Raw genomic sequence first — 26,631 nt, 5'->3', positions numbered from 1 at the left:
CATACCACTCAAAATCGGCCTTACCGTAACCGCGAGGCGGGACTTTTTCTAGTGAGATGACAAAGTCCGGCCATTTGCGGCGCTACTTCTTGACGCAGGAGCAAAAGAGCCGGAAGCTCCGCCCAGAGTTCGGATGCATCCGGACAAAGCTCCTCCGCGCCCCGAGTGTGCGGGGCACATCGCCGACCGTTCTGGAGTGCCGCATGTCACCACCAGTACCCGGTCGGCGCCCGCGTCCGCTGCCCGCCCGACCGAGCCCCGGGCGGCCGTGGTCGACCATCCGCGACGCCGCACGAAGGTGCCCGCATCGCAAGGCATGACCCCATGGCTCTTCCGCAAGGTGCCGTTGAAGCTCTCCGACTAAGGAGCAACGATGGGTCGAAGAGACCTTTTCCCCCCGCCCCGACCATCCACCTGGCGCCGCGTGCTGACCGTCGTGTCGAGCGGTGCGCTGATGCTGGGACTGGCCACGCTGCCCGCCGTTCAGGCGCAGGCGAAAGCCGGCGACGCGGCGGCGGCCGGCGGCGACTCGGTCCGCGTGCTGGTGTTCCACGGGCCGGCCGACAAGCAGGACGACCCGGTCGCGAGTGCGGCGGGCGCGGTGGAGAAGCTGGGGAAGAAGAACCACTTCTCCGTCGACGAGTTCGACGACCCGCGGGTGTTCAACGCCGCGACGCTGGCGCACTACCGCGCCGTGGTGTTCCTGTCGGCCGACGGCGTGACGCTGAGCGCCGACCAGCAGGCGGCGTTCCAGACCTACATCGAGCAGGGCAACGGCTTCGTCGGCGTCCATGACGCCGCTCGCGCGCAAGCCGACTCCTCCTGGTTCACCGAGCTGATCGGCACCCGGCCCGCGGACAGCCTGCCGAACGCCGAGAAGGTCACCGACGTCTCGGCGAGCGACGAGAACCCGCCGAACGAGACCAAGGACAAGCTCTTCGACGGCAAGAACGACACCAAGTGGCTGGCCCACGCGAAGTCGGGCTGGGTGCAGGCGAAGGCCGAGAAGCCGGTCGCGGTCGCCCACTACGCGTTGACCTCGGCGAACGACTACCCCGGACGTGACCCGAAGGACTGGACGCTCCAGGGCTCGCAGGACGGCAAGAGCTGGACCGACCTGGACAAGCGGAGCGGAGAGAGCTTCGACCAGCGGTTCCAGACCAAGGAGTACACCTTCAAGAACACCACGGAGTACGCCTACTACCGGCTGGACGTCACCGCGAACAGCGGTGAGCCGCTGACCCAGCTGGCGGAGCTGCGCCTGTTCGGCCCCACCACCGGGCCTCCTCCCGAGGCCAAGGTCCAGCAGGCGACCGTGGACGTCACCGACCGTCAGCACCCGGCGAACAAGGGGCTGCCGCTCACCTGGAAGCGGTCGGACCAGTGGATGAACTGGAGCCCGAGCCCACAGGGCAAGGTGCAGACGATCGCACAGGTCGAGGAGAAGACCTACGACGCCGGCCCGAACGGCAACGGCGCGTTCCACCCGATCTCCTGGTGCCGGGACTACGACGGCGGCCGGTCCTTCTACACGGGCATGGGCCGTACCGCGGACAGCTACACGACGGACAAGAAGTTCCAGAAGCACCTGCTCGGCGCGATCGAGTGGACGACCGGCATGGTCCGCGGCGACTGCAAGGCGACCATCGCGTCGAACTACACGACCGAGCGGCTGACCGGGAAGAACAAGACGGGCGAGCTCGACCAGATCGGTGAGCCGCACGGCCTGACCGTCGCCCCGGACGGCAAGGTCTTCTACATCGGCAAGGCCGCCTGCCCGACCGGACCGATCGTCGACTGGAACGACCCCAAGGTCGGCCTCGGCTGCGGCACGATCCACCAGTGGGACCCGAAGACGAAGCAGGTCAAGCTGCTCACCACCCTGCCGGTGATGGGCAACCGCGGCAGCGGCGACGAGCTGGTCAAGAACGAAGAGGGCCTCGTCGGCATCACCCTCGACCCGAAGTTCCAGCAGAACGGATGGATCTACGTCTACTGGATGCCGCACGAGTCGATCGACCGCGACAAGCAGCTCGGCCAGCGGACGATCTCGCGTTTCACCTACGACGGCACGACCCAGTCGATCGACCAGGCGACGCGCAAGGACCTGCTGCACTGGACCGCGCAGATCCACAGCTGCTGTCACGCGGGCGGCGGCATGGCCTTCGACAAGCAGGGCAACCTGTACGTCGGCTCCGGTGACAACAACTCCTCCGGCGGCGCCGGGGCGGGGTACTCCGGCAACAACTGGACCCAGGACTACAAGGGCGTCTCGTTCCAGGACGCCCGCCGCACCGCCGGCAACACCAACGACCTGAACGGCAAGATCATCCGGATCCACCCGGAGCCGGACGGCACGTACACGGTCCCCAAGGGCAACCTGTTCAAGCCGGGCACCCCGCAGACCCGCCCGGAGATCTACGTCATGGGCGTCCGCAACATCGCCCGGATCGCCTGGGACAAGCAGAACAACTGGCTGACCGCCGGATGGGTCGGACCGGACGCGGGAGTCCCGGACCCGACCTGGGGCCCGGCCAAGTACGAGACCGCGACCATCATCGACTCCCCGGGCAACCAGGGCTGGCCGTACTGCATGGGCGACCGGCAGCCCTACCGCGACCGCAGCAACGTCGACGCCAGTCAGCCGGCCGGCTGGTACGACTGTGCCCACCTGAAGAACCAGTCGCCGCGCAACACCGGCCGGACCGACATTCCGGCGGCGCGCGACAACATGATCTGGTACTCGCCGCAGGGCGGTGGCCCGGTCTACCCGCAGCGCACCGACGGCAGCGGCCTCCCGACGTACAAGCTGGGCGATGAGACCTTCACCGAGCCGTACCTCAAGGGCGGCGGTCAGGCCATCATGGACGGCCCGACCTACCACCGTGCCGAGGTCAACACCAACAGCGGCGTGGCCTGGCCGGCGTACTGGGAGAACAAGTGGTTCATCGGCGACGAGTCCAACGCGCAGAACCGCGTCGCCGTCACCGTCGACCCGAAGACCGTCGCCAAGCACGGCGCGCCGGCCTTCGCCGAGGACCTGCGCAGCATCATCCAGCCCGGTGGCGGCGACACCCAGCTCCAGTCCTGGATGGACGCCAAGTTCGGTCCGGACGGTGCGCTCTACATGCTCGACTACGCGGGCGGCTTCTTCAGCCTCGACCCGAACCAGAAGCTGATCCGCATCACCTACCACGGTGGGGCGGCGACGCCGAACCCGAGCGAGGCCACGACGCGTGCGGTTCAGCAGAGCACGCCGAACACGGTCGCGTTCTCCAGCCGGAAGGCCGGCGGTGTGTCGTGGACCTGGGACTTCGGTGACGGCAGCAAGGTTTCCCACGCGGCCGACCCCACGCACACGTACCTCAGCTTCGGCACCTACCACGCCACCCTGAAGGTCACCTATGCGAACGGCGAGGTGACCACCGGAAAGATCAACGTGAAGGTCGGCTGCTCCGCGCCCGACGCACGGAAGACGGTCCGGCTGCTGGACACCGACACGGGCGTGGCCAACCGCGCCGTCGGGGGCGGCTGCACGATCAACGACATGATCGACGACGAGCGGACCTGGCCGAACCACGCCCAGTTCGTCAGCTACCTCGACAACCTGGTGAACCAGTTCCAGCGGGAAGGAGTCCTCACCGTCGCCGAGGCGCAGACGCTGAAGAAGGCGGGCGCCCAGTCGCCGATCGGCAAGACGAACGGGTACGAGCCCATCTTCGACGGGACGGCGCAGTCCCTCGGCGGCTGGTCCCAATCCCCGTCCGGCCGGTTCAACCTGCAAAGCGACGGCACGATCCGCAGCTCCGGCGGCATGGGCCTGCTGTGGTACTCCAAGAAGGCCTACGCCGACTTCTCCGTGCGACTGCAGTTCCGTGACGTCGCACCCGACGGGTACCGGGCCAACACCGGGGTGTTCGTACGGTTCCCCGACCTCCGGACCCCGCTCGAACAGCGGCCGCCCGGATGCGGGACCGTCGGCTCGGCCCGTACGTCCACCACGTGGGTCGCGGTCTACTGCGGCCAGGAGATCCAGATCTACGACGGAGACACGGGAGAGCCGCAGAAGACCGGCTCGGTCTACAACTTCAAGGCCAACGACCTGAGCCAGGCGCGGGTGACTCCGAAGGGCAAGTGGAACGACTACGAGGTCCGCGTGGTCGGCCAGCACTACACGATCATTCGCAACGGTGTGGTGATCAACGAGTTCGACAACACCCCGGGCAAGCAGTCGACGCGCGACGGTGATCCGCCCACGGACCTGCGCCAGTTCATCAGCGGGTTCGTCGGGCTGCAGAACCACAGTGACAACGACCTGGCCGAGTTCCGCAACATCCGGGTGCGGCAGCTCTAGTGGCCGGCCGGTGCCGGGAGGCGGGCATCGCCCCGCGTCCCGGCGCCGCTCCGGCGGCCCACCTCGCTGATTGTGAGAGGCAGAGCGACAGATGAGACCCAGACCCCTTCCCACCCTGCCGGCCCGGCGGAGAACGCCCCGCGCCCTGGCCGCGGTGGCCGTGGCGATACTGAGCGCGGTGATCTCGGCACTGTGGCTGGCGCCGAGTGCGGCGGCGGGCGCGTACGACCACAAGCTCCACGCCGCGGCGGACCAGGTGCTCACCTGGACCGCCGACGACAGCATGACCGCCTACAAGTCCGCGCCGTCCACGGCGACCGCCGGCCCCGTGACGATCGTCTTCGACAACAGCGCGGCCAGCGGCAACACCACCGGGATGACGCACACCCTGACCTTCGACACCGCCACCGCCGGCTACAACCACGACGTCAACCTCAACATCATCTCCAGCCCGTACGACGCCAACGGCGGCCATCACGAGGTCCAGGCGAACCTCACTCCCGGCAAGTACCGCTACTACTGCGCCATGCCGGGCCACCAGATGAGCGGCGAGCTCGTGGTCACCGCCGGCGGTGGCACCGACACGACGCCGCCGCAGGTGTCGGCGTCGGTGTCGGGGGACAAGGACGCGGACGGGAACTATGTGGGGTCGGCCACGGTGACGGTGTCGGCGAGTGACACCGAGTCCGGGGTGGCCACGGTGGAGTACGCGCTGGACGGTGCGCCGTACGCCGCGTACTCGGCTCCGGTCTCGGTGAGCGACGCCGGTGCGCACACGGTGAAGTACCGGGCGACGGACAAGGCGGGTAACACCTCGCCGGAGGGTTCGACGTCGTTCACCGTGGCTCCGCCGCCGAGCGGCGACACCACCCCGCCCCAGGTGTCGGCGACCGTGTCGGGAGACAAGAACGCGGACGGCACCTACGCGGGCTCGGCCACCGTCACGGTCGTGGCGAGTGACACCGAGTCCGGGGTGGCGACGGTGGAGTACGCGCTCGACGGCCAGCCGTTCACCGCCTACGCGAACCCGGTGGTGGTCGACCAGCCGGGCGCCCACACGGTCCAGTTCCGCGCGACGGACAAGGCGGGGAACACCTCGTCCGCGGGCTCGGTGTCGTTCACGGTGGCCGCGCCGCCGGGGAAGGACACGACGCCCCCGCAGGTGTCGGCGTCGGTGTCGGGGGACAAGGACGCGGACGGGAACTATGTGGGATCGGCCACGGTGACGGTGTCGGCGAGTGACACCGAGTCCGGGGTGGCCACGGTGGAGTACGCGCTGGACGGTGCGCCGTACGCCGCGTACTCGGCTCCGGTCTCGGTGAACGAGGCCGGTGCGCACACGGTGAAGTACCGGGCGACGGACAAGGCGGGCAACACCTCGCCGGAGGGTTCGGTGTCGTTCACCGTGGCCGCGCCGCCGAGCGGCGACACCACCCCACCGCAGGTCTCGGTGCAGGCCACCGGTGACCAGGACTGGGCCTGGAACTACGTCGGCTCGGCCACGGTGACGATCTCGGCGAGCGACGACGACTCCGGGGTGGCCACGGTGGAGTACGCGCTCGACGGCCAGCCGTTCACGGCGTACACCAAGCCGTTCGCGGTCGGCCAGCCCGGCGCGCACACGGTGCGGTTCCGCGCCACGGACAAGGCAGGAAACACCTCCGACGTCGGCACGGCGAAGTTCCGGGTCGTCAAGAGCGGTTCGTAGTACCGAACAGAAGGAGCGATTGCCCATGTGTGGTAACGAGCGCGTGACGTTCGACCGGCGGAGGTTCCTCAGGGGAGTGGCCGCCACCGCGGCGGGCGTCACCGCGATCGGAGCGGCGGGCGGCCTGGCGCCGAGCGCCTTCGCCGACACGGCCGGTTCCCGAGGTCATGGCAGGCACATCCCGAACGACAAGATCGGTCTTCAGCTCTACTCCGTACGCGACGCGTTCATGGCCCAGCCGGAGGCCGTCCTGCGCGCCCTGTCCAGAGCCGGCTACCGCAAGGTCGAGTTCGCCGGGCTGCCGGGCGGCACCGACCCGGCCCACGCCCCGGCGATCCGCGCGATGCTCGACAAGTACCACCTGGTGGCGATCTCCAGCCACCACAACTACAGCGAGTTCACCGACGAGAACCGGCTGAAGCAGCTCATCGAGATGGCGCGGATCCTCGGCCAGAAGTACATCGTGTGCCCGGGCGGCGTGCCCGACACCGCCGATGGCTTCGCCCAGGCCGGCCCCGCCTTCAACCGGGCGGGGGAGAAGATCCGCGCCGCCGGGATGAAGCTCGGCTACCACAACCACACCGGCGAGTTCCAGGGCCACGGCCCGGACGGCCGGACGTTCTACCAGATCCTGCTCGACAGCTCCGACCCCCATCTGCTCCACATGGAGCTCGACATGGGCTGGTCGAGCGCCGCCGGCCTCAGCGCCCAGGACAACCTCGACCTCATGGCCGCGAACAAGGGACGGATGCTCCTGGCCCACGTCAAGGATCTGCACCCGGACGGCAGCCTCGCCGACCTCGGCACGGGCATCGTCGACTACAAGACGATCCTGAGCGGGGCGACCCGGCTCGGCATGCGGGAGTTCATCATCGAGAACGACGACCAGAGCAACCCACTGACCGACTCCCGGGCAGCGCACATGCACGACTACCTGGCCACGCTCAAGCTCTGACCCGCGTCATCCCAGCGGAGCACGTCCCGCCGGTCCGGCCGTAGGCGAGATCGCGCGGGACCGCTCCGCCGGGTGGTGCGGGTGCACGGCACGCGGGGGTCTCCCGGCTCACCGTGCCACACGCCCGCCTCGGTGTCTTCGACCTCCCCGCGGTGGCCCACCGTGATCGTTAAGGTGGCCTGGAAGGTCCGCTTGGAGTAGATGGCCCGGTGTCTAGGGAGATGTGGTGGAGTCGCTCACGCCGGGGGATCCTGCGCGGATCGGGCCGTACGAGCTGCTGGGCCGTCTGGGGGCCGGCGGAATGGGGCGGGTCTATCTCGGTCGCACCGGCGACGGGAGGCAGGCGGCGATCAAGGTCGTCCGGCCGGAGCTGGCCGAGGAGCGAGACTTCCGCCGCCGGTTCGCCCGGGAGATCGAGGCGGCCCGTGCGGTCGACGGCCGGTACACCGCGGCGGTCCTCGACGCGGATCCGGACGCCGAGTCACCCTGGCTCGCCACCGCCTACATCCCCGGTCCGTCGTTGGTCGATCACGTCATCGACCGCGGGCCGATGGGCGAGGAGGACCTGCGGCGGCTGGCCGCGGGCCTGGCGTACGCGCTCGGCGCGATCCACGCCGCCGGGCTGGTCCACCGGGACCTGAAGCCCTCGAACATCCTGCTGGCCGATGGCGGCCCGCGGGTCATCGACTTCGGCATCGCGCGGGCGGCAGAGGCCAGCGCGCTGACCCGAACCGGGGTGACGATCGGATCACCGGGCTACATGTCACCGGAGCAGATCAACGGCGAGGCGGTGGAGACGCCGAGCGACGTCTTCTCCGTCGGGGCGGTGCTGGCGTACGCGGCGACCGGCCGGTCTCCGTTCGGGGCCGGCGCGACTCCGGTGCTGCTGTACCGCATCGTCCACAACGCCCCCGACCTGACCGGAGTGCCGGCCTCCCTGCTGCCGCTGGTCGCCGCGTGCCTCGACAAGCGGCCTGCGGCCCGGCCGACCGTTCCCCAGCTCCTGGCCACGGTCACGCCCCCCGCCATGGTCGCCCCGACCGCCGTCGCGCACACGGTCGCCCGCACGAGGACCGCGACCCTCCCCGTCGCGGGGGCGCACAATCGCCGCCGCGTCCTCGCCGTCGGCGGCGCGGCCGCCGTCGCCGTGGCCGCTGCGATCTACGCCCCCTCGCTGCTGACCGATTCGAAGGGGAAGAGCGCGAAGTCGGCCGGTGCACGCCCGGTCAACCCGCCGAAGACGCTGTGGCACGCGCCCACCATCAACGAGAGTGCCGTCACGACGAACGCGGTCCTGACCATCCAGGGTTCGGAACACAATGTGCTGGCCGCGCTGGACCCGGTGACCGGGGTCCAGCGCTGGTCCTGGACGGGCCCCACCGTGGGGATCATCTCCTCCATCGGCGCACTCCCGGCCACGGTGTACGCCTGCGGAGTCCAGTTGTTCGCGATCGATCCGAGCGACGGCCGGCAGCTCTGGTCGGCCAAGGTGGTCCTTGACGAGTTCGCCGTGTCCGACCGGGCGCTGGTCGCCTGGCTCGGGGGAGAGGCGCGCCTCACGCCGACGCTGTCCTGCCTGGATCCGGCCAGCGGTATGAAACGGTGGACCCGTCGCGCCCCCGCGACCGCTTACACCGGCGCGCTGAGCATGTCCTCCACCGTGGTGGCCTTCTGCGACAGCATCGACTCCCGCCGCGTCAGACCCGAGCGGGTGTACGCCCTCGATGTCACCACCGGCGAGGAACGATGGCGGTTCACGGCCGGCCGCCTGCTCGGCCGGCCGATCGCCACCGCCGACACCGTGTACGTCGGCGGCGGTGACGGCACACCTCTGTACGCCCTCGATGCCATGACCGGCGCCATCCGCTGGAAGTCCGCGGTCGGGCAGGGCACCGCCGCTCCCACGGTCGACCAGGCGACCCTCTACGTCATCGACGGAAGCCACAACGTACTGCGGGCCCTGGACACTGCCACCGGAGCCCAGCGCTGGAAGTTCGAGGGGAGGGACTTTCGCGGCGTGTGGGGACCCGTCAACGGCGTCGTCTACCTCAACGGCTTCTACGACGACATGATCTACGCTCTGGAGGCGCGGACCGGGCGTCTGCTGTGGAGCTACCGCGCCGCCGGGGCCGAGCAGGTCGCCGTCACCGGCGACGTGGTCACCGTCGTGTGCGGCGGCGACCCGGACGCCCGAACGGTGTACGGGATACGTCCCCGCTGACCTCCAGCGTGACGTTGAGGACCCGCAGCCGGATGCGGCCGGCACCCACGGAGGCCGGTGCCTGGAGGGCCTCATCGCGCAGCGCGACCGGAGACCGCTTCTGAGCCTGCGCGCCGGCCGGCCGGGGAACACGAAGTTCCGGGCCGGGCGCTCTCGAGGTGAGAGCGCCCGGCCCGGGGGTTCTTCCGGGAGGAACGTCACTCGGGCTGCGCCAGGGGGACCGGGTGGGCGGCGGGGCTCGGCTCGCCGGGCCGCTCGTCGGCGGGCGCGTCGGGCGCACGCAGGAACACTCCCGCCACGAGGGTCACCAGGGACGCGGCCGCCATGTAGGCGGCGATGGCGGTCCATCCGCCGGTCGCCGCCAGCAGTGACTCCGAGACGGCGGGCGCGATGGCGTTGCTGACGATGAGGCCGACGGTGAAGGCGATCGACATGCCGCTGAACCGCACCGCGGACGGGAAGACGCCGGAGAAGTACGCCGGGACCACGGCGTAGTTGGCCGCGTAGCCGACGAACAGCAGCGCGAAGCCGAGCAGCATCCAGCCGTACTGCCGGGTGTCGAGCAGGGCGAACCAGGCGAACGGCGCCACCACCAGCATGACCGCGCCGCCCATGAAGACCGGCCGCACGCCGATCCGGTCGGCCAGGCGCCCGAACAGGGGCACGGTGACCAGGACGACCACGGTGGCCGGCAGGAGGACGGCGAGCATCCGGTTGCCGGACAGGCCGAGGCCGGACTTGCCGTACGTCAGCGAGTAGACCGTGGCCATGGTGAAGGTGGTGCCTGCCCCGATGATCCCGAGCGCGACCAGCAGGACGGTCCGCCAGCAGGCGCGGAACAGGTCGACGACCGGCAGCCGTCGTACCTCGTGGTGCCGTTTGACCTCGTGGAACTCCGGCGTCTCCTCGACCGCCAGCCGGACGACGAGCCCGATCACCACCAGGACGGCGCTGAACAGGAAGGGAATCCGCCAGCCCCAGGCGTGCATGGAGTCCTCGTTCATCCCCAGCACCGGGAGGAAGACCAGGTTGGCCAGCACGAGCCCGGCGGTCGTGCCGGTGTTGACGAGCGAGCCGAAGAAACCGCGCCGGCCGCGGCCGGCGTGCTCCACGGTCATCAGCACGGCGCCGCCGTACTCGCCGCCCGCCGAGATGCCCTGCAGGACGCGGGTGATGACGAGCAGCGTGGGCGCGGCGGCCCCGACCTGTCGGTGGGTGGGCAGCAGGCCGATCGCGAAGGTCGCGGCGCCCATCAGCACGAGCGTCACGATGAGGATCGTCCGGCGGCCGACGCGGTCGCCGAAGTGTCCGAAGATCAGGGCGCCGAGCGGCCGCGCGACGTATCCGACGGCGAAGCTGGACAGCGAGAGCAGGGTCGCCACGAACGGGTCGCTCGAGGGGAAGAAGAGGTCGGCGAAGACGAGCGAGGCGGCGATGCCGTAGCAGGCGTAGTCGTAGTACTCGACAGTGGTGCCGATCCAGCTGGCGATGGCGGCTCTTCTGCGTTGGCGTACGGAACTGGTCGTGGCGGTCATGGCGCCCTCCGTGAGAAGCAAGAAAGGGTAACGCCTCGGTACGAGGGGATCCGGCGGCCCGTTGCCCGCGGCGTCGCCCAAAGCTGCGCCGTACTATGTACGGTTCAAAGAACGAATGTCAAGGGTCGACGATCGGGTGAATTTCCTGAGGTCAACGGGCCAACGGGCGGGCTCTTGACTTCGTACTATGCACCGTACATAGTACGAAGCGTCCTACTCCCGGAGGTCACTGTGCACGAGCGTTACCCGGACGATCGCCTGCGAGCGCCCCGGTTCCCGGTCGCCCCGGCCAGGGCGTACGCCGCCACCCCGCACGGGCTGATCCACTACGCGGAGCAGGGTGCGGGCGTGCCCGTCCTCCTTCTGCACCAGACGCCGCGCTCCTGGGACGAGTACCGGGACGTGCTGCCCCTGCTCGGCGCCCGCTACCGGGCGATCGCCATGGACACACTGGGCTTTGGCGCGTCCGACCGGCCCGCCGGCCCATGGAGCATCGAGCTGTTCGCCTCCGGCGCGCTGGCGCTGTGCGACGCCCTTGAGCTGGAGCAGGTCGCGCTGGTCGGCCACCACACCGGCGGGGTGATCGCCACCGAGATGGCCGCGCGCGAACCCGGACGGGTGAGCGCCCTGGTGCTGTCCGGAGTGCCGTACGTCGACGCCGCCCGGCGGGCCGAGGTGGCGCGACGGCCGCCCATCGACGAGGTGACGCCGCGTCCGGACGGCTCGCACCTGACCGGCCTGTGGAACAACCGCCGGTCGTACTACCCGGACGATCGGCCCGACCTGCTGAACCGCCTGGTACGGGACGCGCTGCACGTCCTGGACCGGGTCGAGGAGGGGCACCGGGCGGTCAACGCCTACCGGATGGAGGACCGCCTCGGCCTGGTGCGCGCACCCGCCCTGGTGCTGTGCGGGGAACAGGACTCGTTCTCCCGGCCCGACATGGCCGCCCTGGTCGAGCGTCTGCCGGACGCCCGGACCGAGCTGCTGCCGGGCACCGGTGTGCCGTCGGCCGACCACCGGCCCGACCTGTTCGCCGCGGCGGTCACGCGTTTCCTCGACCGGGTCCTGCGATGAGCCCGGTGGTGACGTGGGTCGCCACCGGGGGCACCATCGAGGCCGTCGGCCAGGACCGGCTCGACCTGGTGGGTTATGGCGAGAGCGGGCGGCGGATCACCCCGGCGGAGATCCTGGCGGAACTGCCGGAGCTGTCCCGGGTGGCGGACGTGCGGCCGATGCCGTGGAGCGACTCGGGTCGCGCCCAGCTTCCCCCGAGCCATGCCTGGACGGTCGCGGATCTGCTCGACCTGGGACGGCTGGTGCGGCAGGCCGCGGCCACCTCCGACGGCGTGGTGGTCACCTGCGGCACCAACGGCCTGGAGGAGGCCGCGTACCTCCTCGACCGGGTCCTGGACGACGCCGTTCCGGTGGTCGTGACCGGGGCCATGCGCCCCGCGTCGGCGCTGGGCGGTGACGGCCCGGCGAACCTGCTGGGCGCGGTCAGAGTGGCCGCGCACCCGGCGGCGCGCGGCTGCGGCGTGCTCGTGGTGCTCGACGACGTGATCCTTCCAGCGCGCGACGCGACCAAGACGACGACCTACCGCCGCGGAGCGTTCCGATCGCCGCCGTTCGGGCCGCTGGGCTGCGTCGACGCGGACGGCGCGGTGGTCATCCGCCGGCGTCCGGCGCCCGCCTTCCCATCGGCCCGGTTCGACCTGGACGTGCTGCCCGCCGCGCCGCCCCGGGTGGACGTCATCGCCTCCTACCTCGGCGCGGACGGGGCGCTGGTGGACGCCGCGGTGTCCGCGGGGGCGCGCGGGCTCGTGCACGCGGGTCTCGGTGCGGGACATCCCACGCCGGCCGAGTGGGCGGCGCTGAGGACCGCCGCCGGGGCGGGCGTCCTGGTGTGCCAGTCGTCGCGGGTGGGTTCGGGGCGGGTGGTGCCGCACGGCTCGATCCGCGCGGGCGGCTTCGTCGCCTGCGGCGACCTGAGCCCGTGGAAGGCGCGCCTCCTGCTGTGCCTGGCGCTGGCCCGCGGCGACCGCGCGGACGCCGTCCAGACGTTGTTCGACGAGTCCTGATTTGCTGCGTTGCAGCAGGTGATGGGCATTGTCCGCTTGACGCCATACTTTGAACCGTACATAGTACCGATCAATGCACCGACGGAGGTTGACGTGACCGAGGACGACACCGAGGAGGGCGTGCTCGAACTGCGGGTCGAGCAACTGCGCCGGGAGGCCGACGGGGTGCTGTCGGTGACCCTCGCCGACCCCGACGGCGGGCTGCTGCCCGCGTGGGAGCCGGGCGCGCACATCGACCTCGAGCTGCCCGGCCTCGTCCGGCAGTACTCGCTCTGCGGCGATCCCGCCGACCGGTTCACCTACACGGTCGCCGTCCTGCGCGAGGCGGCCTCGCGCGGCGGCTCCGCGTTGATCCATGACGAGCTGCGCCCCGGCGACCTGGTGGAGGTGGGCGGGCCGCGCAACCACTTCGCGCTGGTGCCCGCCGAGCGCTACCTGTTCGTCGCGGGTGGCATCGGCATCACCCCGATCCTGCCGATGATCGCCGCGGCGGAGGCGGCCGGCGCCGCCTGGCGGCTGGCCTACGGCGGCCGGCGCCGCGCGACGATGGCGTTCCTGGACCGGCTGGCCGCGTACGGCGACCGGGTGGACGTCGTCGTCGAGGCCGAGGACGGCCCACTCGACCTCGCCGCCCTGCTCGGCACCCCGCGGCACGGCACCGCCGTCTACTGCTGCGGCCCCGAGGGGCTGCTGGACGCGGTGGAGGAGCGCTGCGCCGCCGGATGGCCCGAGGACGCCCTGCACCTCGAACGGTTCAAGGCCAAGACGTTCGACGTCGACCCGTCGGCGGAGCGGGCCTTCGAGGTGATCTGCGCGCGCTCGCAGCTGACCGTCCCGGTGCCCGCCGCCCGTCCGATCGTCGACTGCCTGGACGAGGCGGGCGTTTCGGTGCCGACCGCCTGCCGCGAGGGCATCTGCGGAAGCTGCGAGGTCAAGATCCTGGACGGTGTCGCCGAGCACCGCGACTCGCTGCTGTCCCACGCCGAGCAGGAGGCGGGTCAGACGCTCATGGTCTGCGTGTCCCGCTCCCGCTCCGACCGGCTGGTACTCGACCTGTGAGCGCCACCGCCGCTCTCGTCCCCACTCTGACGACCTTGGAGGTCACCCATGGCCGAGCCCGCTGAGAAGACGCCCGGCGCGCCCGCCGCCGCCCGTCGCCGGCCCCGCCGCGCCACCGCCCCGGCCGCCGCGAAGGCGCCGTCCCCAGCCGGGCAGGACTGGTCGGCCTGGCCCACGTACAACGACGCCACCTTCGGTTTCCGTGACTTCTGGTATCCGGTGCAATGGGCCAGGAGCATCGGCTCGAAACCGGTCCCGATCACCTTGCTCGGCGAGAAGATCGTCCTGGTCCGCGACGGCGACGACGTACGGGCCCTGCACGACCGCTGCCCGCACCGGGGCGTGCCGCTGTCCCTGGGCCGCCGCCAGTTCGACGGCACCATCAGCTGCCCCTACCACGGGTGGACATTCGACCTGGAGGACGGCCGGCTGAGCGCCGTCCTCACCGACGGCCCCGAGTCGCCGATCTGCGGCAAGCTGGCGGTGCGCACCTACCCCGTGGCGCAACGCCTCGGGCTGGTCTGGGTCTACGTCGGTGACGGCGACCCGCCGCCCATCGAGCGCGACATTCCCTCCGAGCTGACCGAGAACGCCTTCGTCATGGGCGGGCGCACCGACATCCGGGACGGCAACTGGCGCTTCGCCGCCGAGAACGGCTTCGACGAGGGACACGCCAAGTACCTGCACAACACCGCGCTCTGGCGGCTGTTCAAGGTGATGCCCGCCTGGAACAAGACCCGGGTCGTGGACTCGGACGCCGACGGCTGGATCATCCGGGTGCAGGACGAGGTGCACTGGGAGGCGGAGTTCCCCGGCTACGGCACCTGGACCAACAAGCGGTGGTGGAAGCGCATGCCGCTGCCGGACCACCCCGGCAAGTCCGCCGACATCAACCCGGTCATCAAGAAGATGAACATTCCCGGCTTCGTGTCGTTCCGGCTGCCCGGCCTGCTGCGCGTCGCGTATCCCCACTTCATCCACTACGAGTGGTACGTGCCGGTGGACGCCGACCACGTCCGGTACGTGCAGATCATGGTGCGGTTCGAGGACGGCCTGAAGGCCGCGATGTTCAAGGCCAAGTACGTCAGCTGGGTCCGCTGGCTGTTCCACGGCCAGTTCACCGGCCAGGACGCCTGGATGGTGGACGTGATGGACGCGCCGCCGGAGAAGCTGTACCGGCCGGACCTGTCCATCACCGCGCTGCGCCGCCTCGTCGAGAACAGCGACCTGAAGGTGCAGCGCCCCGGGGGCCCCGTTGCCCGCTGAGGCCGCAGGCGCCGCGCCGCCCGGCCGGGACGTCGACGCCGGCGGAGTGCGGCTGCACGTCGCCGAGCTCGGCACCGGCCGGCCCACGGTGCTGCTGCACGGCGGCGGACCGGGCTGCACGGCCTGGACCGACTTCGGCGCGGTGGCCTCCCGGCTCGCCGCGGAGCGCCGGCTGATCCTCATCGACCTGGCGCAGTACGGCCGGTCGGAGGCTCCCGCCATCACCGGACCGGCCGCGCCGTACCACGCCGCCCGTGTACTCGGCGTGCTGGACGCGCTCGGCGTCGACCGGGCCGACTTCGTCTGCCAGTCCCTGGGCGGCGCCGTGGCGTTCGCGCTGGCCGCCCGCCACCCGGAGCGGGCCGGGCGGCTGGTCGTGACCGGGAGCCAGCCGGCGCCCTCGCCGTGCGGGATCCGGTCCGACACCACGCTGGGGCCGCGCGCCCGCGCCGCCTACTACGGCGGCGAGGGCCCCACGCCGGACAAGATGCGCAAGCTGATCGCCGACCTGGAATGGCACGACCCGTCCGCCGTGCCCGAGCACACCGTCCTGCTGCGGTACGAGGCCAGCGTCACGCCGTCCGCCCTGGAACTGGCCGCGGAGGTCACCCGCCGCGGCGCCCCGCCAGATCGCGTTCCTCCCGACCGACCCACCCCGGCCGACGGTGTTTCCCCCGACCAACCCACCCCGGCCGACCTCCCGGCGGCGGCCACGGAGCTGTCCGTCGTACGGTCCCCGGTGCTGCTGCTGTGGGGCGAGCACGACCCGTTCGCGGGTGCCGCCTACGCGCACTCGCTGGCGGCCCGGCTGTCCCGTGCCGACGTCGCGGTGCTGGGTCGCACCGCTCACCATCCCGCCGAGGAGCGGCCCGCCGCGTACGCCGCGCTGGCCATCGCCCACCTGGACGGAAACCTGCCATGACCGACCCACCCACCACGAGGTTCATCATGAGGAAACTGCTGTTCACCGCCGTCGCCGTCGGGCTCGGCATGGCCGTCGCCAAGCCGCTCCGCCGCGCCGCGAGCCAGGCGTTCCTGCACGCCACCGGCACCGTCGTACGGGACGAGCGGCCCGCCGCCGGAGGCCGCTGACATGCCCGCACGCCTGGACGCGCAGCGCCGCGCCTGGACCGAGGCGGCCTGGGCGAGAATCGACGACGGGCGGCTCACCGAACTGACCGCCGGGATGGTGGACATCCCCAGCCCCACCGGGGAAGAGGGCCCGCTGGCCCGCTGGCTGGCCGAGCGGCTGCGCGAGGCCGGGCTGGCCGGCCGCTACCAGCCGATCGACGACGACCAGGGCAACGCGGTCGGCCGGCTGTGCGGCGACGGCACCGGCCCCGACCTCCTGCTGTACGCGCCGATCGACACCCTCACCGTGGGCACCGAGGAGGAGGACGTCCCGCAGGTCGGCCCGGCGCTGCGCGAGGACATGCGCCCGTCGGCGATCGTGGACGGCGACTTCGTCATCGGCCTGGGCGCCAGCAACCCCAAAGGGCACGGCGCCGCGCTGATCGCCGCCGCCGCGGCGGTGGCCGAGGCCGGGATCCCGCTGCGCGGCGACGTGCTGGTCGGCCTCGGCGCGGGCGGCATGCCCACCAACCGGCGCACCGTCCCGCAGGCCCGCCGTCACAACGCCGGACAGGGCAACGGCTGCTCGTTCATGCTGGAACAGGGCGTCTGGGCCGACTACGCGGTCATCGCCAAGCCCGGCTGGACCGCCGCGTGGGAAGAGGTCGGGCTCTGCTGGTTCGAGGTGGTCGTGCGCGGCACCTACAGCTACGTCGGCAGCCGCCACCGGATGCCCTACCGCAACCCGATCGTGGACGCCGGAACCGTCATCGCCGGACTGGAGGAGTGGTTCCCCGAGTACAGCGCGCGGCACACCGGCGGGCTGGTCGCTCCGCAGGGCAACGTCGGCGGCATCGAGGGCGGCTGGCGGCGAACCGCGTCGCTGTCCCCGGCGACCTGCCGGTTCCACGTGGACCTGCGGATCAGCCCGGACACCACGCCGGCGCAGGCCAAGCGGGAGTTCGCCGGGGCGATCGACCGCATCCGCGCCGCGCATCCCGGCATCGGCCTGGACTGGGAGATGACCCTGGCCATCCCCGGTACGCGCACCCCGGAGTCCACCTGGATCGTCACCGCCGCCAAGGCCGCGTGGGAGGAGCTGGAGGGACGTCCGCACGAGCCGATCCTGAACAACAGCGGTGCCACCGACGCCAACATCCTGCGCCAGCGGGGCATCCCCACCGTCCGTACCGGCATGGACCGCATCGGCGACGACGCCCCGATGAGGCTGGACTTCCCCGCCGGGATGAACGTCGTCGACGTACGCGAGGCCCGCAGGCTGACCCGCGCCCTGATCCACACGATCGTCAACACCTGCACCCGCGCCCGCGAGGAGGTCGCATGAGCGAGCGGAGCGAGCGAATCGAAGAACACGGCGTTCCGGTGGTCGCTCCTCCGACGAAGGAGGACTCATGAGTTCCGTCGTGCTGGGGGTGGGCGCGTCGCACAGCACCCTGATGAACACCCACTGGGCCGAGGTGGACCACCTGCCGGAGGCCCACCGGTTCCGCGACGGCCTGAACGAAGCCCGCCGCCTCGTCGAGCAGGCGCGTCCCGACGCCGTCGTCATCGTCGGCTCGAACCACTTCCGCGGGTTCTTCCTGGACATGATGCCGTCGTTCACCGTCGGCGTCGGCGAGGTGAACGGCGCGGGGGAGGCGGGCACGCCGGGAGGACCGCTGCCGGTCGACACCGGCCTGGCCCGCCACCTGGTGGACACGCTGGTCGACGACGGGTTCGACCCGGCGTTCTCGCTGCGCTTGACCGTCGACCACGGCATCACGCACAGCCTGCAGTACCTCGTGCCCGGGCTGGACGTCCCGATCGTCCCGGTGGTGGTGAACATGTTCGCGCCGCCGCTGCCGTCGCTGCGCCGCTGCCACCGGCTCGGCGCGGCGATCGGCGCGGCCGTGCGCTCCGACGGCCACGGCAAACGCGTGGTGGTGATCGCCTCGGGCGGGCTGTCCCACCGGCTGCCCTGGCCGAAGTGGTTCGACGCCCTGACCGACGACGACCGGTTCCTCGTCCAGGCGTGGTTGAACGGCCGCGACTCCTGGAGCGAGTACGAGGTCCGCCGCCGCCAGATCATCCGCGCGGCCGAACCCGACATCGACCCCGAGTTCGACGCCCGGTTCCTGGACCTGCTCCGCGGCGGTGACCTGGAGCCGATCCTCGACATGAGCACTGACGAGCTGACCGCGGAGGCCGGCAACGGCGCCCAGGAGATCCGTTCCTGGATCGCGATGGCCGCCGCCGTGGGCCCCGCCACCGGCCGGACGCTCGCCTACGCCCCGATCGACGCCTGGCTCACCGGCATGGGCGTCGCGGCCCTGACCCCCGATTCCCGACAGGAGACCTGATCATGACCATCTGGACCGACCTGACCGGCGTCGACCACGCCCTGCGGCACGTCGACGTGAACGGGCTGCGCACCCGCGCCCTGCAGGCGGGCGACGGCGAGGCGGTGGTGTTCCTGCACGGCACGAGCGGGCATCTGGAGGCGTTCGTCCGCAACATCCCGGCGCACTCGCGCGAGTACGCCTGCCACGCCATCGACATGATGGGCCACGGCTACACCGACGGTCCGGACGAGCCGTACCGGATCCCCGGCTATGTCCGGCATGTCCTCGGCTACCTCGACGCCTGCGGCATCGAACGGGCCCACTTCGTCGGAGAATCGCTGGGCGGCTGGGTCGCCGCGCGGCTCGCCGCCGACCACCCCGACCGGGTGGGCCGGCTCACCCTGGTCGCTCCCGGCGGCACCGTCGCCAACCCCGCCGTCATGGAGCGGATCAAGACCAGCACCCGTGCCGCGGTGGAGACCGACGACATCGACCTCACCCGCAAGCGGCTGCACCTGCTCATGCACGACCCGGCCGCGAACGTCTCCGAAGAGCTGGTCCAGGTCCGGCACGCCATCTACCACCGGCCCGAGTTCGTCAAGGCCATCGGCAACCTGCTCTGCCTGCAGGAGATGGAGAACCGCACTCGGGATCTGCTCACCCCCGAGCAGATGGGCCGCATCGCCGCCCCCACGCTGATCGTGTGGGGCGCGCAGAACCCGTTCGGCGACGTCCCGGAGGCGCACCGGATGAACGCGGCGATCCCCGGGTCCCGCCTGGAGATCTTCGGCGAGTGCGGCCACTGGCCGCAGCACGAGCACGCCGACCGGTTCAACGAGCTCCACCTGGCGTTCCTGGAAGAGGCATGACGGTCCCGAAGGTCGGCATCCGCCTCCCTCCCTGTGCGCCCGCCGGCCACCTGGTGCGTACCGTCCGGCGGGCCGAGGAACTGGGCTTCGACCAGGCGTGGTTCCCTGACTCGCAGCTGCTGTGGCGGGACGTGTTCACCACTCTGACCGCCGCCGCCCTCGGCACCGAGCGGATCGGGCTGGGCACCGCCGTCACCAATCTGGTCACGCGGCACCCCGCCGTACTGGCCTCCGCCGCCCGCAGCGTCGCCGAGCTCGCGCCGGGCCGCCTCACCCTCGGCCTCGGCGTCGGCAACAGCTCGGTCGGGCCGATCGGGCTGCGCCCGTCCACCGGCGCCGAGATGCGCTCCGGGTTCGCGCAGCTGCGCGCCCTGCTGAACGGGGAGGACTGGGACTTCGGCGGCACGGTGTCCCGGCTGCGCGAGCCGCTGCCGGTGCCGCTCTACATGGCCGCCAGCGGGCCGCGCAACCTGCGCCTGGCCGGCGAGATCGCCGATGGGGTCGTCCTGCTCAGCGGCGTCTCCCCGGAGCCCCTGGCCGGCGCGTCCGCGCGGGTGCGCGAGGGCGCCGACGCGGCGAGGCGCGGCCGGGTCCCGCTGGTCGCCTCGGCGTTCTGCGCGGTGACCGACGACGTGGAACGGGCGGCGCGGCGGCTCAAGCCGATCTGCGCCTCGATCGCGCAGACCGGCGGGGCCAGGGCCCTGGCCCTGTCCGGCATCGAGCTGGACGTGCCCGACCGCGTGGACGGCGTCTACCCCGACCTCGTACACGCCGAGGACTGGGACCGGGCCGTGGAGATCTGCTCCCGCTGGGTCAGCGACGAGGCCGCCACCGCGTTCGCCCGCGCGTTCTGCCTGTTCGGCACGGCCGGGGAGATCCGTACGCGACTGCGTGAACTGGGCGACGGGGGAGTGGGCGGCGTCTACCTGCAGCACGTCGGCTCCTACGACCTGCCCGAGGAACTGATCGAAACGGTCGGGCGTGACGTTCTGCCCGCGTTGCGGGAGGACGGGTGACGCTCCTCACCGAACTGGCCGCCCGCGCCGTACGGGCACCGCGACGCGCGGACGCGGCGGCCCGGTCGCTGACGTCGCTGCACGTCCTGGACACCCTCGGCTGCGTCGCGGCCGGTGCCACGCATCCGCTGGCGTCCGCGCTCGCCGCCGTCGGCGTCCCGGGCGGCGGCGGCACGCTGACGGTGACCGGGCTGCCGGGACGGCATTCGCTGCGTACGGCGGTGCTCATCGAGTCCACGCTGGCGCACGTGGACGAGTCCGACGCGCTGCACCCGGCCGCCGCCGTGGTGCCGTCCGCGGTGACCGTGCCCGCCGCGCTGGCGGTGGCCGACCAGGAGCGCCGGTCCGGCCGGGCGGTCGTGGACGCGGTGCTCGCCGGGTACGAGACGGTCGTCGAGGCGGGGCTGCGGTTCGGCGGCCCCCGCCTCTACGAACGGTCCTGGTGGCCGACGGCCCTGTTCGGCGGGCTCGGCGCGGCGGCGGCCACGGCGTCCCTGCTCGATCTGGACGAGCGGCGCACGGTCCACGCGCTCGGCATCGCCGCGGCCGGGCTCGGCGGGCTGCTCGGCTCGGACGCCCTGGGCACCGGCCACTACCTGCTGGCCGGCCGCGCCGCCGCCGACGGCGTGGAGGCCGCCTACCTGGCCCGGGCCGGCGCGACCGCCGCTCCGGGCATCCTCGACGACCCGGCCGCGGCGGCGTTGGGCACCGTACCCGCCGGTCACTCCGGAGCCGTCCTCCACCTGACGGACTGCGCCTTCAAGGCGTACCCGTGCGCCCGCCCCCTCCACGCCGCCCTGGACGCCCTGACCGCCATCGGAGAGGAGAGTCTGCCGCTGTCCACCGCGCGGCGCATCGAGATCGAACTGCCCGAACCGCTGCTGCGCTTCGTCACGGCCGATCGTGAACCGCCGGGCCCCACCGAGGCGGCGGCCAGCGCCGCGTTCGCGGTCGGCGCCCTGCTCCACGGCGCGGTCGACGACGTGTCCTTCTACCGCGGCCCGCTGCCCCCGGACGTGCCCGACGTCGCGCTGCGGCCCGCACCCGACCTGAACGCCGCCCTCCCGGACCGCTGGAGCGCCCGGGTCACCGTGCGCGGCGACGACACCGTCGTCCGCCGGACGTGCGAGCAGGCGCGCCCGCCCACGGCGGACGCGGTCGTCGCCAGGTTCCGCCGCCGGCTGGGCCCCACTCCCGACGCGGACGCCCGCGTGCGACGCTACCTGGCGCTGGACGACCTGCCCGAGGTGAGCATGCTGCGCAGCATGTCGCCGTACTAGTTGCCGTATCCTGTACCGGACGATCGTCCGGAGAGCAGAGGAGCCCGACATGGCCCGCGGGGGTGCCCGGCGCGCTGGCCGCGCACTCAGCCTGGAGAGCATCGTCGAGATCTCTCTGCGGATCGCCGACGCCGAGGGGCTGGAGGAGCTGACGATCCGCCGGATCGCCGCCGAACTCGGCGTCGGCGCGATGACCCTGTACGGCTACGTGCGCAGCAAGGACGAGATCCTCGACGCGATGGCCGACCACGTGCTCGGCGGCCTCCGCATCCCCGAGGCCGACCCCGCCGACCCGGCCGCCGTGCTGCGCGCCGCGGCCACCGGCTTCCTCGGCATGATGCGCCGGCACCCGAGCATCGTCCAGCTGATGACCAGCCGGGTCACCATGAGCATCCACTCCATGGAGGGCGGCCTGGAGGGCGTCCTCGCCCGGTTCCTGGAGGCGGGCCTGACACCGGAGCTCGCCGTCCGCTGCTACTCCTTCCTCATCACGTACGCGCTGGGCTTCGCGGGCTACCAGCACCCGCGCCCCTGGGGCCACACGGACCGCCCGGACAACGCCGAACTGCGCCGGCAGCGCACCCACTTCTACGCGTCGCTGCCCGCCGAGAAGTTCCCCAGCATCGTCGCCATCGCCGACGACCTCGTCGCCCTCCCCGCCGACGACCAGTTCGACTTCGCGGTGGAGTGCTTCATCACCTCGGTCCTCGCCGGCCGCGCCTGAGGGCCGCACCGCTCGGATCCCGCACGCTTGGAACGGCGGTTCCCTGGTCCTGAAGCGTGCAATTTTCGCGTAACACGCCATTGACATCCCTGAAATCGGGGCTACTGTATCACCTCAACGATCACGTGAACGTTAATGTAAGGACGCGCGATGCCAGAGAAACGGTTCTCCCGCAGGTGGACGAAGGCCGCGGTTCTCGCTGCCACGGCCCTACTCGTGCTGGCGAACGCATCCGCGGCCATGGCCGCCGGGGCGGGTAAGGACAACGGCCGGGCGCGGTCCATCGACGTCCGGGTGGGCAGCTACAACGTCTGCGGTCACGGCTGTCTGCCGACCAAGGAGGAGTGCGAGCGGGTCATCGGCCGTGACTGCGCGACCAAGCTCAAGCCCTGGGCCGACGGCCGGGCGGCGGCGGTGGCCGAGGACATCGACGCGGCCGGGCTGGGGGTCGTCGCGACCCAGGAGATCGGCAACAACCCGACGCCGACGCAGGCCGGCGTCGACGTCGAGTCCTACCGTGCCCCGCTGACCGCGGCGCTCGCGAAGCACGGGTACGCCGAGGCGCCCGCCGACTACGCGAACGCCCGCCACCCCTGGTACGGCTACCCGCTCAAGTCCGGCGCCGGCCGGTTCACCTACTACGACGCCTCGCGCTACTCCCACCTCGACGAGCACGGACGCGCGCTGCCCCACGACCTGTTCTGGCTGCCCGACTCGACCGAGATCTACGGCAAGACCATGACCTGGAACATCCTGCGCGAGCGGGCGAGCGGCGTCCGCTTCGTCGTGGTCGACATGCACCTGGAGTACCGCAAGAACGGCGCGACCGACCCCAACGGCTGGACCAAGAACTGGGACCAGGTCCGGTACGGCGACGCGCGGAGGACCGCCGAGGAGCTCACCCTCCACAACCCCCAGACCAGAGACCTGCCGATCGTGTTCGCCGGGGACATGAACTCCGGTTCGACCGCGGACGGCGCGAGCGCGGTCGACGCCTTCTCCGACGTCGGCTTCGTCGACGCGCACGCCGTCGCCGCCCGCCGCGTCGGCGACGAGTACGCCTCCTTCAACGGCGGGAAGATCCCGCTTCCCGCCGGGGAGAAGATCGACCACATCTTCGTCCGGAAGGGCACTCCGGTCCGCGACTGGGTGCTGGTTCCGCAGACGACCGAGACGTCCGGAGCGCCGGCGGACCTGCTCCGTTCCGACCACAACCTCTCCTACGCGAACCTCCGCCTGAAAGGAACGTCCCGTTGACGACCACGCCGCACGTCGATCCGCGTCTGCTCGACCCGAAGCTGGCCAAGTTCAACCCACTGCGCCGGATCCTCGTGCACGACGACTTCAACGACGGCACCCACGGGTGGGTCGAGCTGATCGGCAACCACGATGAGCACGGTGACCTCGACACCGTCGATGAGCACATGTCCGACTTCCGCCCACCGCAGCTCAGCTCCTGCAGCTTCTTCGACGTCGGCACCCACGGCGCCATGTCGGGCACGTACGCGCTGAAGGTCGCCACCCGCCCCGTCGCCGGGCACACCGGCGTCGCGATCCGCCGGCTCACCATGTCGGGCCGCGGCCGGGTCCAGTTCGAGACGTACCTGGCGTACAAGGCCGAGGCGGCCTCGGCCGAGAACGGCGCCGCGACCGCGGCCGGCGGCGGACGGTGGGACGCGAACAACCACCCGTCGGAACAGCAGTTCGGCGCGTTCACCGTCGCGACCGACATCTGCGACGGCGTCCGGTACCACACCGTGGCGCGGTACCTGAACACCGACCTGGATCATCAGGTGCGGCACCAGTGGGTGTATCCCACCGTCCCCGAGCCGACGCCGCGCGAGCACTTCGAAGGCAAGGTCAAGCTGCCGCGGACGGCGGACTTCACCGCTCCGAACCCGGAGGACTGGAAGCCGTTCGGCGAGCCGCAGGAGATGTGCTTCAACGAGGTCCCCACCAAGGTCAACTGGCACTACCTGCGCTGGGTGATCGACACCAGCACCCGTAAGAACGTCGAGCTCCAGCTCAACGACGTCGTCCACGACATGTCCGACGTCCCGGTCCCGCCGTACGACGAGCACTACGGGTCGCTGCAGAACCTGCTCAACTTCTACGTCTCCGTCCGCACGCACACCGATGTCCGGAACTTCCTGTACCTCGACTCGGTACTGATCTCGGTGGACTGGTGAGAAAGGCCCCGATGAACATGCGACAGTCACTCACCGCCGTCATTGAGCGCAACACGACGCTGACCGGCGAGTTCACCACCGAGCCCTACGAGGCCGCCTGGGCCGGCGAGGCCCGCTGGTTCGTCCGGGTACTCGACGCCGCCGGACGTCGCCCCCGCCTCGTCGCGCGCACGCAGATCTCGCCGGACGGCCTGCACTGGTGCGACCTGGACGAGACCGACCAGAGCATCTCGCCCGCCGACGGCCCCGTGCACAGCTGGCCGGCGACCGGGTTCGGCGGCTGGCTCAGGCTGCGCGGCACCGTCGTCGACGAGGCGGCCGACCCCGCGCCGGACGAGTCCGCGCGGCTCAAGGTCCTCATCTACCTGGCGCTGAAGGCATGACCGGGGCGGCGGCATGAGGACGACAGGCAGGCCGGGCGCCGGCGGCGCGCACATGGGGCGACGGGACTTCCTCGCCATGGCCGGGCTCGGATCCGCGAGCGTGCTCGTGTCCGGCTGCGGATTCGGAGGCGGTGGCGGCGGCGCTCCCAAGGGTGCGCTGCGCGCCGCGTTCGGCCAGCCGGTCACCGACCTGGATCCGTACAACGCCGCGACGGCGGTCGACGAGGCGTCGCTGATCGTCAAGCGCCTGGTGTTCGACACGCTCGTGCGGCGCCAGGGCGACCGGCTGGTCCCGGGGCTGGCGAGCGGCTGGGAGCGGACGAACGACACGACCTGGGTGTTCACGCTGCGGCGCGGCGCCCGGTTCCACGACGGGACGCCCGTCACCGCGGCCGACGTCGCGGCCTGCCTGAAGCGGACGCGGGCGGTCGCCTCCGCGCAGATGCCGTTGTGGGCGTCGGTCACCAAGGCCGAGGCACGGGACGACCACACGGTGGTCTTCACCACCGACGGTCCGCTCGGTTCGCTTCCGGTCAACCTCACCCTGCTCTTCGTCGTCCCGGCCGCCCGGGTCGCCGATCCGGAGCAGAAGCGCCGTCCGATCGGGTCGGGGCCGTTCCGCGTCACCGGGTTCACGCCGTCGACCTCGGTGGAGCTGGCGCGCTTCGACGACTACTGGGGCGGCCGGTCCGACCTGCCCGGGATCTCGATGCCGTACATCGCCGAGACCTCATCGGCGATCACCGCCCTGCGCACCGGGGACATCGACCTGCTGTGGCCGATCCCACCGGACCAGCTACCGGAGGTCACCGGGGTGAAGGGCGTCACCGTCGAGCCCGTCCCCTCGTGGACGTACTACCTCAACTGGTTCAACTGCTCGCGCGCGCCGTTCACCGACGCCAACGTGCGGCGGGCCATGTGCCAGGCCGTCAACCTGCCCCAGATCGTGGACCGGCTGTTCGGCCGCGGCGGACAGCAGATGCGCGCGCCGATCCCGGCGACGGTCGCCGGGTACGCCGCGCAGGAGCCCTGGACCTACGACCCGGCCGCCGCGAAGCGCCTGCTCGCCGCGGCCGGGCTCGGCCGGGGTTTCACCACCTCGATGATGTGGTTCGACGCCACCGGCCCGCTCTCCCGCGAGCTCGCCGAGGCGATGATCTCCTCGTGGGCCGACATCGGGGTCACGGTCCGCCCGCAGAGCATCGAGAAGGCGCAGTGGCTCGAACGCCTGAACAGCCTCGACTGGGACATGAACCTCCAGACGAACACGGTGACCACGGGCGACGCCGCGTTCACCGTCGGCCGCCTGTACACCTCCAAGGCCCACCGGATGGGCTACAAGAACCCGGCCCTCGACCAGCTCCTGGCGCGCGCCGCGGCGGCACCGTCCGGCTCGGAGCGCGACGGCCTCTACGGTGAGGCGTGCAAGATCATCTGGTCCGACGCCGTCGGACTGTTCCCGCTCACCCTCGTCACCGGGTATGGGCGTTCGAGCCGGCTCACCGGCTTCACGCCTGCTCCGAACAACCAGCCCGACCTCGCGGCGGTGAGGCGCCGATGACACCGTGCCGGAGGATC

The 26,631-nt window shown here is 71.5% G+C and carries 21 protein-coding genes; 20 read left to right on the top strand and 1 reads right to left on the bottom strand.

The window, feature by feature from the left end; translation table 11 throughout:
* Positions 1-373: 373 nt before the first annotated feature.
* The 4 genes from ACQEV1_RS31750 (at position 374) to ACQEV1_RS31735 (ending at position 9,238) form a co-directional block, all read left to right on the top strand.
* Positions 374-4,354 carry a ThuA domain-containing protein gene (locus ACQEV1_RS31750; protein WP_433398332.1) on the top strand — a complete coding sequence of 1,327 codons (3,981 nt, stop codon included), beginning with the start codon at positions 374-376 and terminating at the stop codon, positions 4,352-4,354.
* Positions 4,355-4,445: 91 nt separating this feature from the next.
* Complete coding sequence (locus ACQEV1_RS31745; RefSeq protein ID WP_433398330.1) at positions 4,446-6,062, top strand: OmpL47-type beta-barrel domain-containing protein; 1,617 nt, start codon at positions 4,446-4,448, stop codon at positions 6,060-6,062.
* 25 nt (positions 6,063-6,087) lie between these two features.
* The gene (locus tag ACQEV1_RS31740; RefSeq protein WP_433398329.1) at positions 6,088-7,017 is read left to right on the top strand and encodes a sugar phosphate isomerase/epimerase family protein; all 930 of its coding nucleotides are present in this window, start codon (positions 6,088-6,090) and stop codon (positions 7,015-7,017) included.
* 226 nt (positions 7,018-7,243) lie between these two features.
* Positions 7,244-9,238, top strand: coding sequence for a protein kinase domain-containing protein (locus tag ACQEV1_RS31735; protein ID WP_433398327.1), 1,995 nt, complete (start codon positions 7,244-7,246; stop codon positions 9,236-9,238).
* A 197-nt stretch (positions 9,239-9,435) separates the two neighbouring features.
* Here ACQEV1_RS31735 and ACQEV1_RS31730 read toward each other — a convergent pair whose 3' ends face one another.
* A complete protein-coding gene (locus ACQEV1_RS31730; protein WP_433398325.1) occupies positions 9,436-10,773 on the bottom strand; it encodes an MFS transporter in 1,338 nt (445 codons plus the stop codon).
* A gap of 231 nt (positions 10,774-11,004) precedes the next feature.
* On the opposite strand from ACQEV1_RS31730, the gene ACQEV1_RS31725 reads away from it, so the two are divergent.
* The 16 genes from ACQEV1_RS31725 (at position 11,005) to ACQEV1_RS31650 (ending at position 26,614) form a co-directional block, all read left to right on the top strand.
* Positions 11,005-11,850 carry an alpha/beta fold hydrolase gene (locus tag ACQEV1_RS31725; protein ID WP_433398323.1) on the top strand — a complete coding sequence of 282 codons (846 nt, stop codon included), beginning with the start codon at positions 11,005-11,007 and terminating at the stop codon, positions 11,848-11,850.
* Entirely contained in the window at positions 11,847-12,854 is a 1,008-nt protein-coding gene (locus tag ACQEV1_RS31720) for an asparaginase (RefSeq protein WP_433398321.1), read from the top strand. Before ACQEV1_RS31725 ends, ACQEV1_RS31720 begins: the two co-directional genes overlap by 4 nt.
* Before the next feature lie 93 nt (positions 12,855-12,947).
* Positions 12,948-13,913: a PDR/VanB family oxidoreductase gene (locus ACQEV1_RS31715; RefSeq protein ID WP_433398319.1), complete on the top strand. Its 966-nt coding sequence runs from the start codon at positions 12,948-12,950 to the stop codon at positions 13,911-13,913.
* 48 nt (positions 13,914-13,961) lie between these two features.
* The gene (locus ACQEV1_RS31710) at positions 13,962-15,179 is read left to right on the top strand and encodes a Rieske 2Fe-2S domain-containing protein (protein ID WP_433398317.1); all 1,218 of its coding nucleotides are present in this window, start codon (positions 13,962-13,964) and stop codon (positions 15,177-15,179) included.
* Positions 15,169-16,101: an alpha/beta fold hydrolase gene (locus tag ACQEV1_RS31705; RefSeq protein WP_433398315.1), complete on the top strand. Its 933-nt coding sequence runs from the start codon at positions 15,169-15,171 to the stop codon at positions 16,099-16,101. Before ACQEV1_RS31710 ends, ACQEV1_RS31705 begins: the two co-directional genes overlap by 11 nt.
* Positions 16,098-16,271 (top strand): hypothetical protein, encoded by a 174-nt coding sequence (locus ACQEV1_RS31700; protein ID WP_433398313.1) that lies wholly within the window; start codon positions 16,098-16,100, stop codon positions 16,269-16,271. The genes ACQEV1_RS31705 and ACQEV1_RS31700 overlap by 4 nt, the downstream gene beginning before the upstream one ends.
* Position 16,272: 1 nt before the next feature.
* A complete protein-coding gene (locus ACQEV1_RS31695) occupies positions 16,273-17,595 on the top strand; it encodes a M20 family metallopeptidase (RefSeq protein ID WP_433398311.1) in 1,323 nt (440 codons plus the stop codon).
* A 67-nt stretch (positions 17,596-17,662) separates the two neighbouring features.
* Positions 17,663-18,610: a hypothetical protein gene (locus ACQEV1_RS31690; RefSeq protein ID WP_433398309.1), complete on the top strand. Its 948-nt coding sequence runs from the start codon at positions 17,663-17,665 to the stop codon at positions 18,608-18,610.
* A gap of 2 nt (positions 18,611-18,612) precedes the next feature.
* Positions 18,613-19,461 (top strand): alpha/beta fold hydrolase, encoded by an 849-nt coding sequence (locus tag ACQEV1_RS31685; RefSeq protein ID WP_433398308.1) that lies wholly within the window; start codon positions 18,613-18,615, stop codon positions 19,459-19,461.
* Positions 19,458-20,477 (top strand): LLM class flavin-dependent oxidoreductase, encoded by a 1,020-nt coding sequence (locus ACQEV1_RS31680; RefSeq protein ID WP_433398306.1) that lies wholly within the window; start codon positions 19,458-19,460, stop codon positions 20,475-20,477. The genes ACQEV1_RS31685 and ACQEV1_RS31680 overlap by 4 nt, the downstream gene beginning before the upstream one ends.
* Complete coding sequence (locus ACQEV1_RS31675) at positions 20,474-21,757, top strand: MmgE/PrpD family protein (protein ID WP_433398304.1); 1,284 nt, start codon at positions 20,474-20,476, stop codon at positions 21,755-21,757. The genes ACQEV1_RS31680 and ACQEV1_RS31675 overlap by 4 nt, the downstream gene beginning before the upstream one ends.
* A gap of 49 nt (positions 21,758-21,806) precedes the next feature.
* Complete coding sequence (locus ACQEV1_RS31670; protein WP_433398302.1) at positions 21,807-22,481, top strand: TetR/AcrR family transcriptional regulator; 675 nt, start codon at positions 21,807-21,809, stop codon at positions 22,479-22,481.
* A gap of 150 nt (positions 22,482-22,631) precedes the next feature.
* Positions 22,632-23,738 (top strand): hypothetical protein, encoded by a 1,107-nt coding sequence (locus ACQEV1_RS31665; protein WP_433398300.1) that lies wholly within the window; start codon positions 22,632-22,634, stop codon positions 23,736-23,738.
* Complete coding sequence (locus ACQEV1_RS31660) at positions 23,735-24,670, top strand: DUF6772 family protein (protein WP_285622900.1); 936 nt, start codon at positions 23,735-23,737, stop codon at positions 24,668-24,670. The genes ACQEV1_RS31665 and ACQEV1_RS31660 overlap by 4 nt, the downstream gene beginning before the upstream one ends.
* 11 nt (positions 24,671-24,681) lie before the next feature.
* The gene (locus ACQEV1_RS31655; RefSeq protein ID WP_285622897.1) at positions 24,682-25,053 is read left to right on the top strand and encodes a hypothetical protein; all 372 of its coding nucleotides are present in this window, start codon (positions 24,682-24,684) and stop codon (positions 25,051-25,053) included.
* Positions 25,054-25,066: 13 nt separating this feature from the next.
* On the top strand, positions 25,067-26,614 hold the full coding sequence (locus tag ACQEV1_RS31650; protein ID WP_433398298.1) for an ABC transporter substrate-binding protein: 1,548 nt from the start codon (positions 25,067-25,069) through the stop codon (positions 26,612-26,614).
* Positions 26,615-26,631 lie beyond the last annotated feature (17 nt).

It is taken from the genome of Actinoallomurus sp. CA-142502, from assembly GCF_050936355.1.
GTDB lineage: Bacteria > Actinomycetota > Actinomycetes > Streptosporangiales > Streptosporangiaceae > Actinoallomurus > Actinoallomurus iriomotensis.
This window is presented reverse-complemented; position numbering and strand designations above follow the sequence as displayed.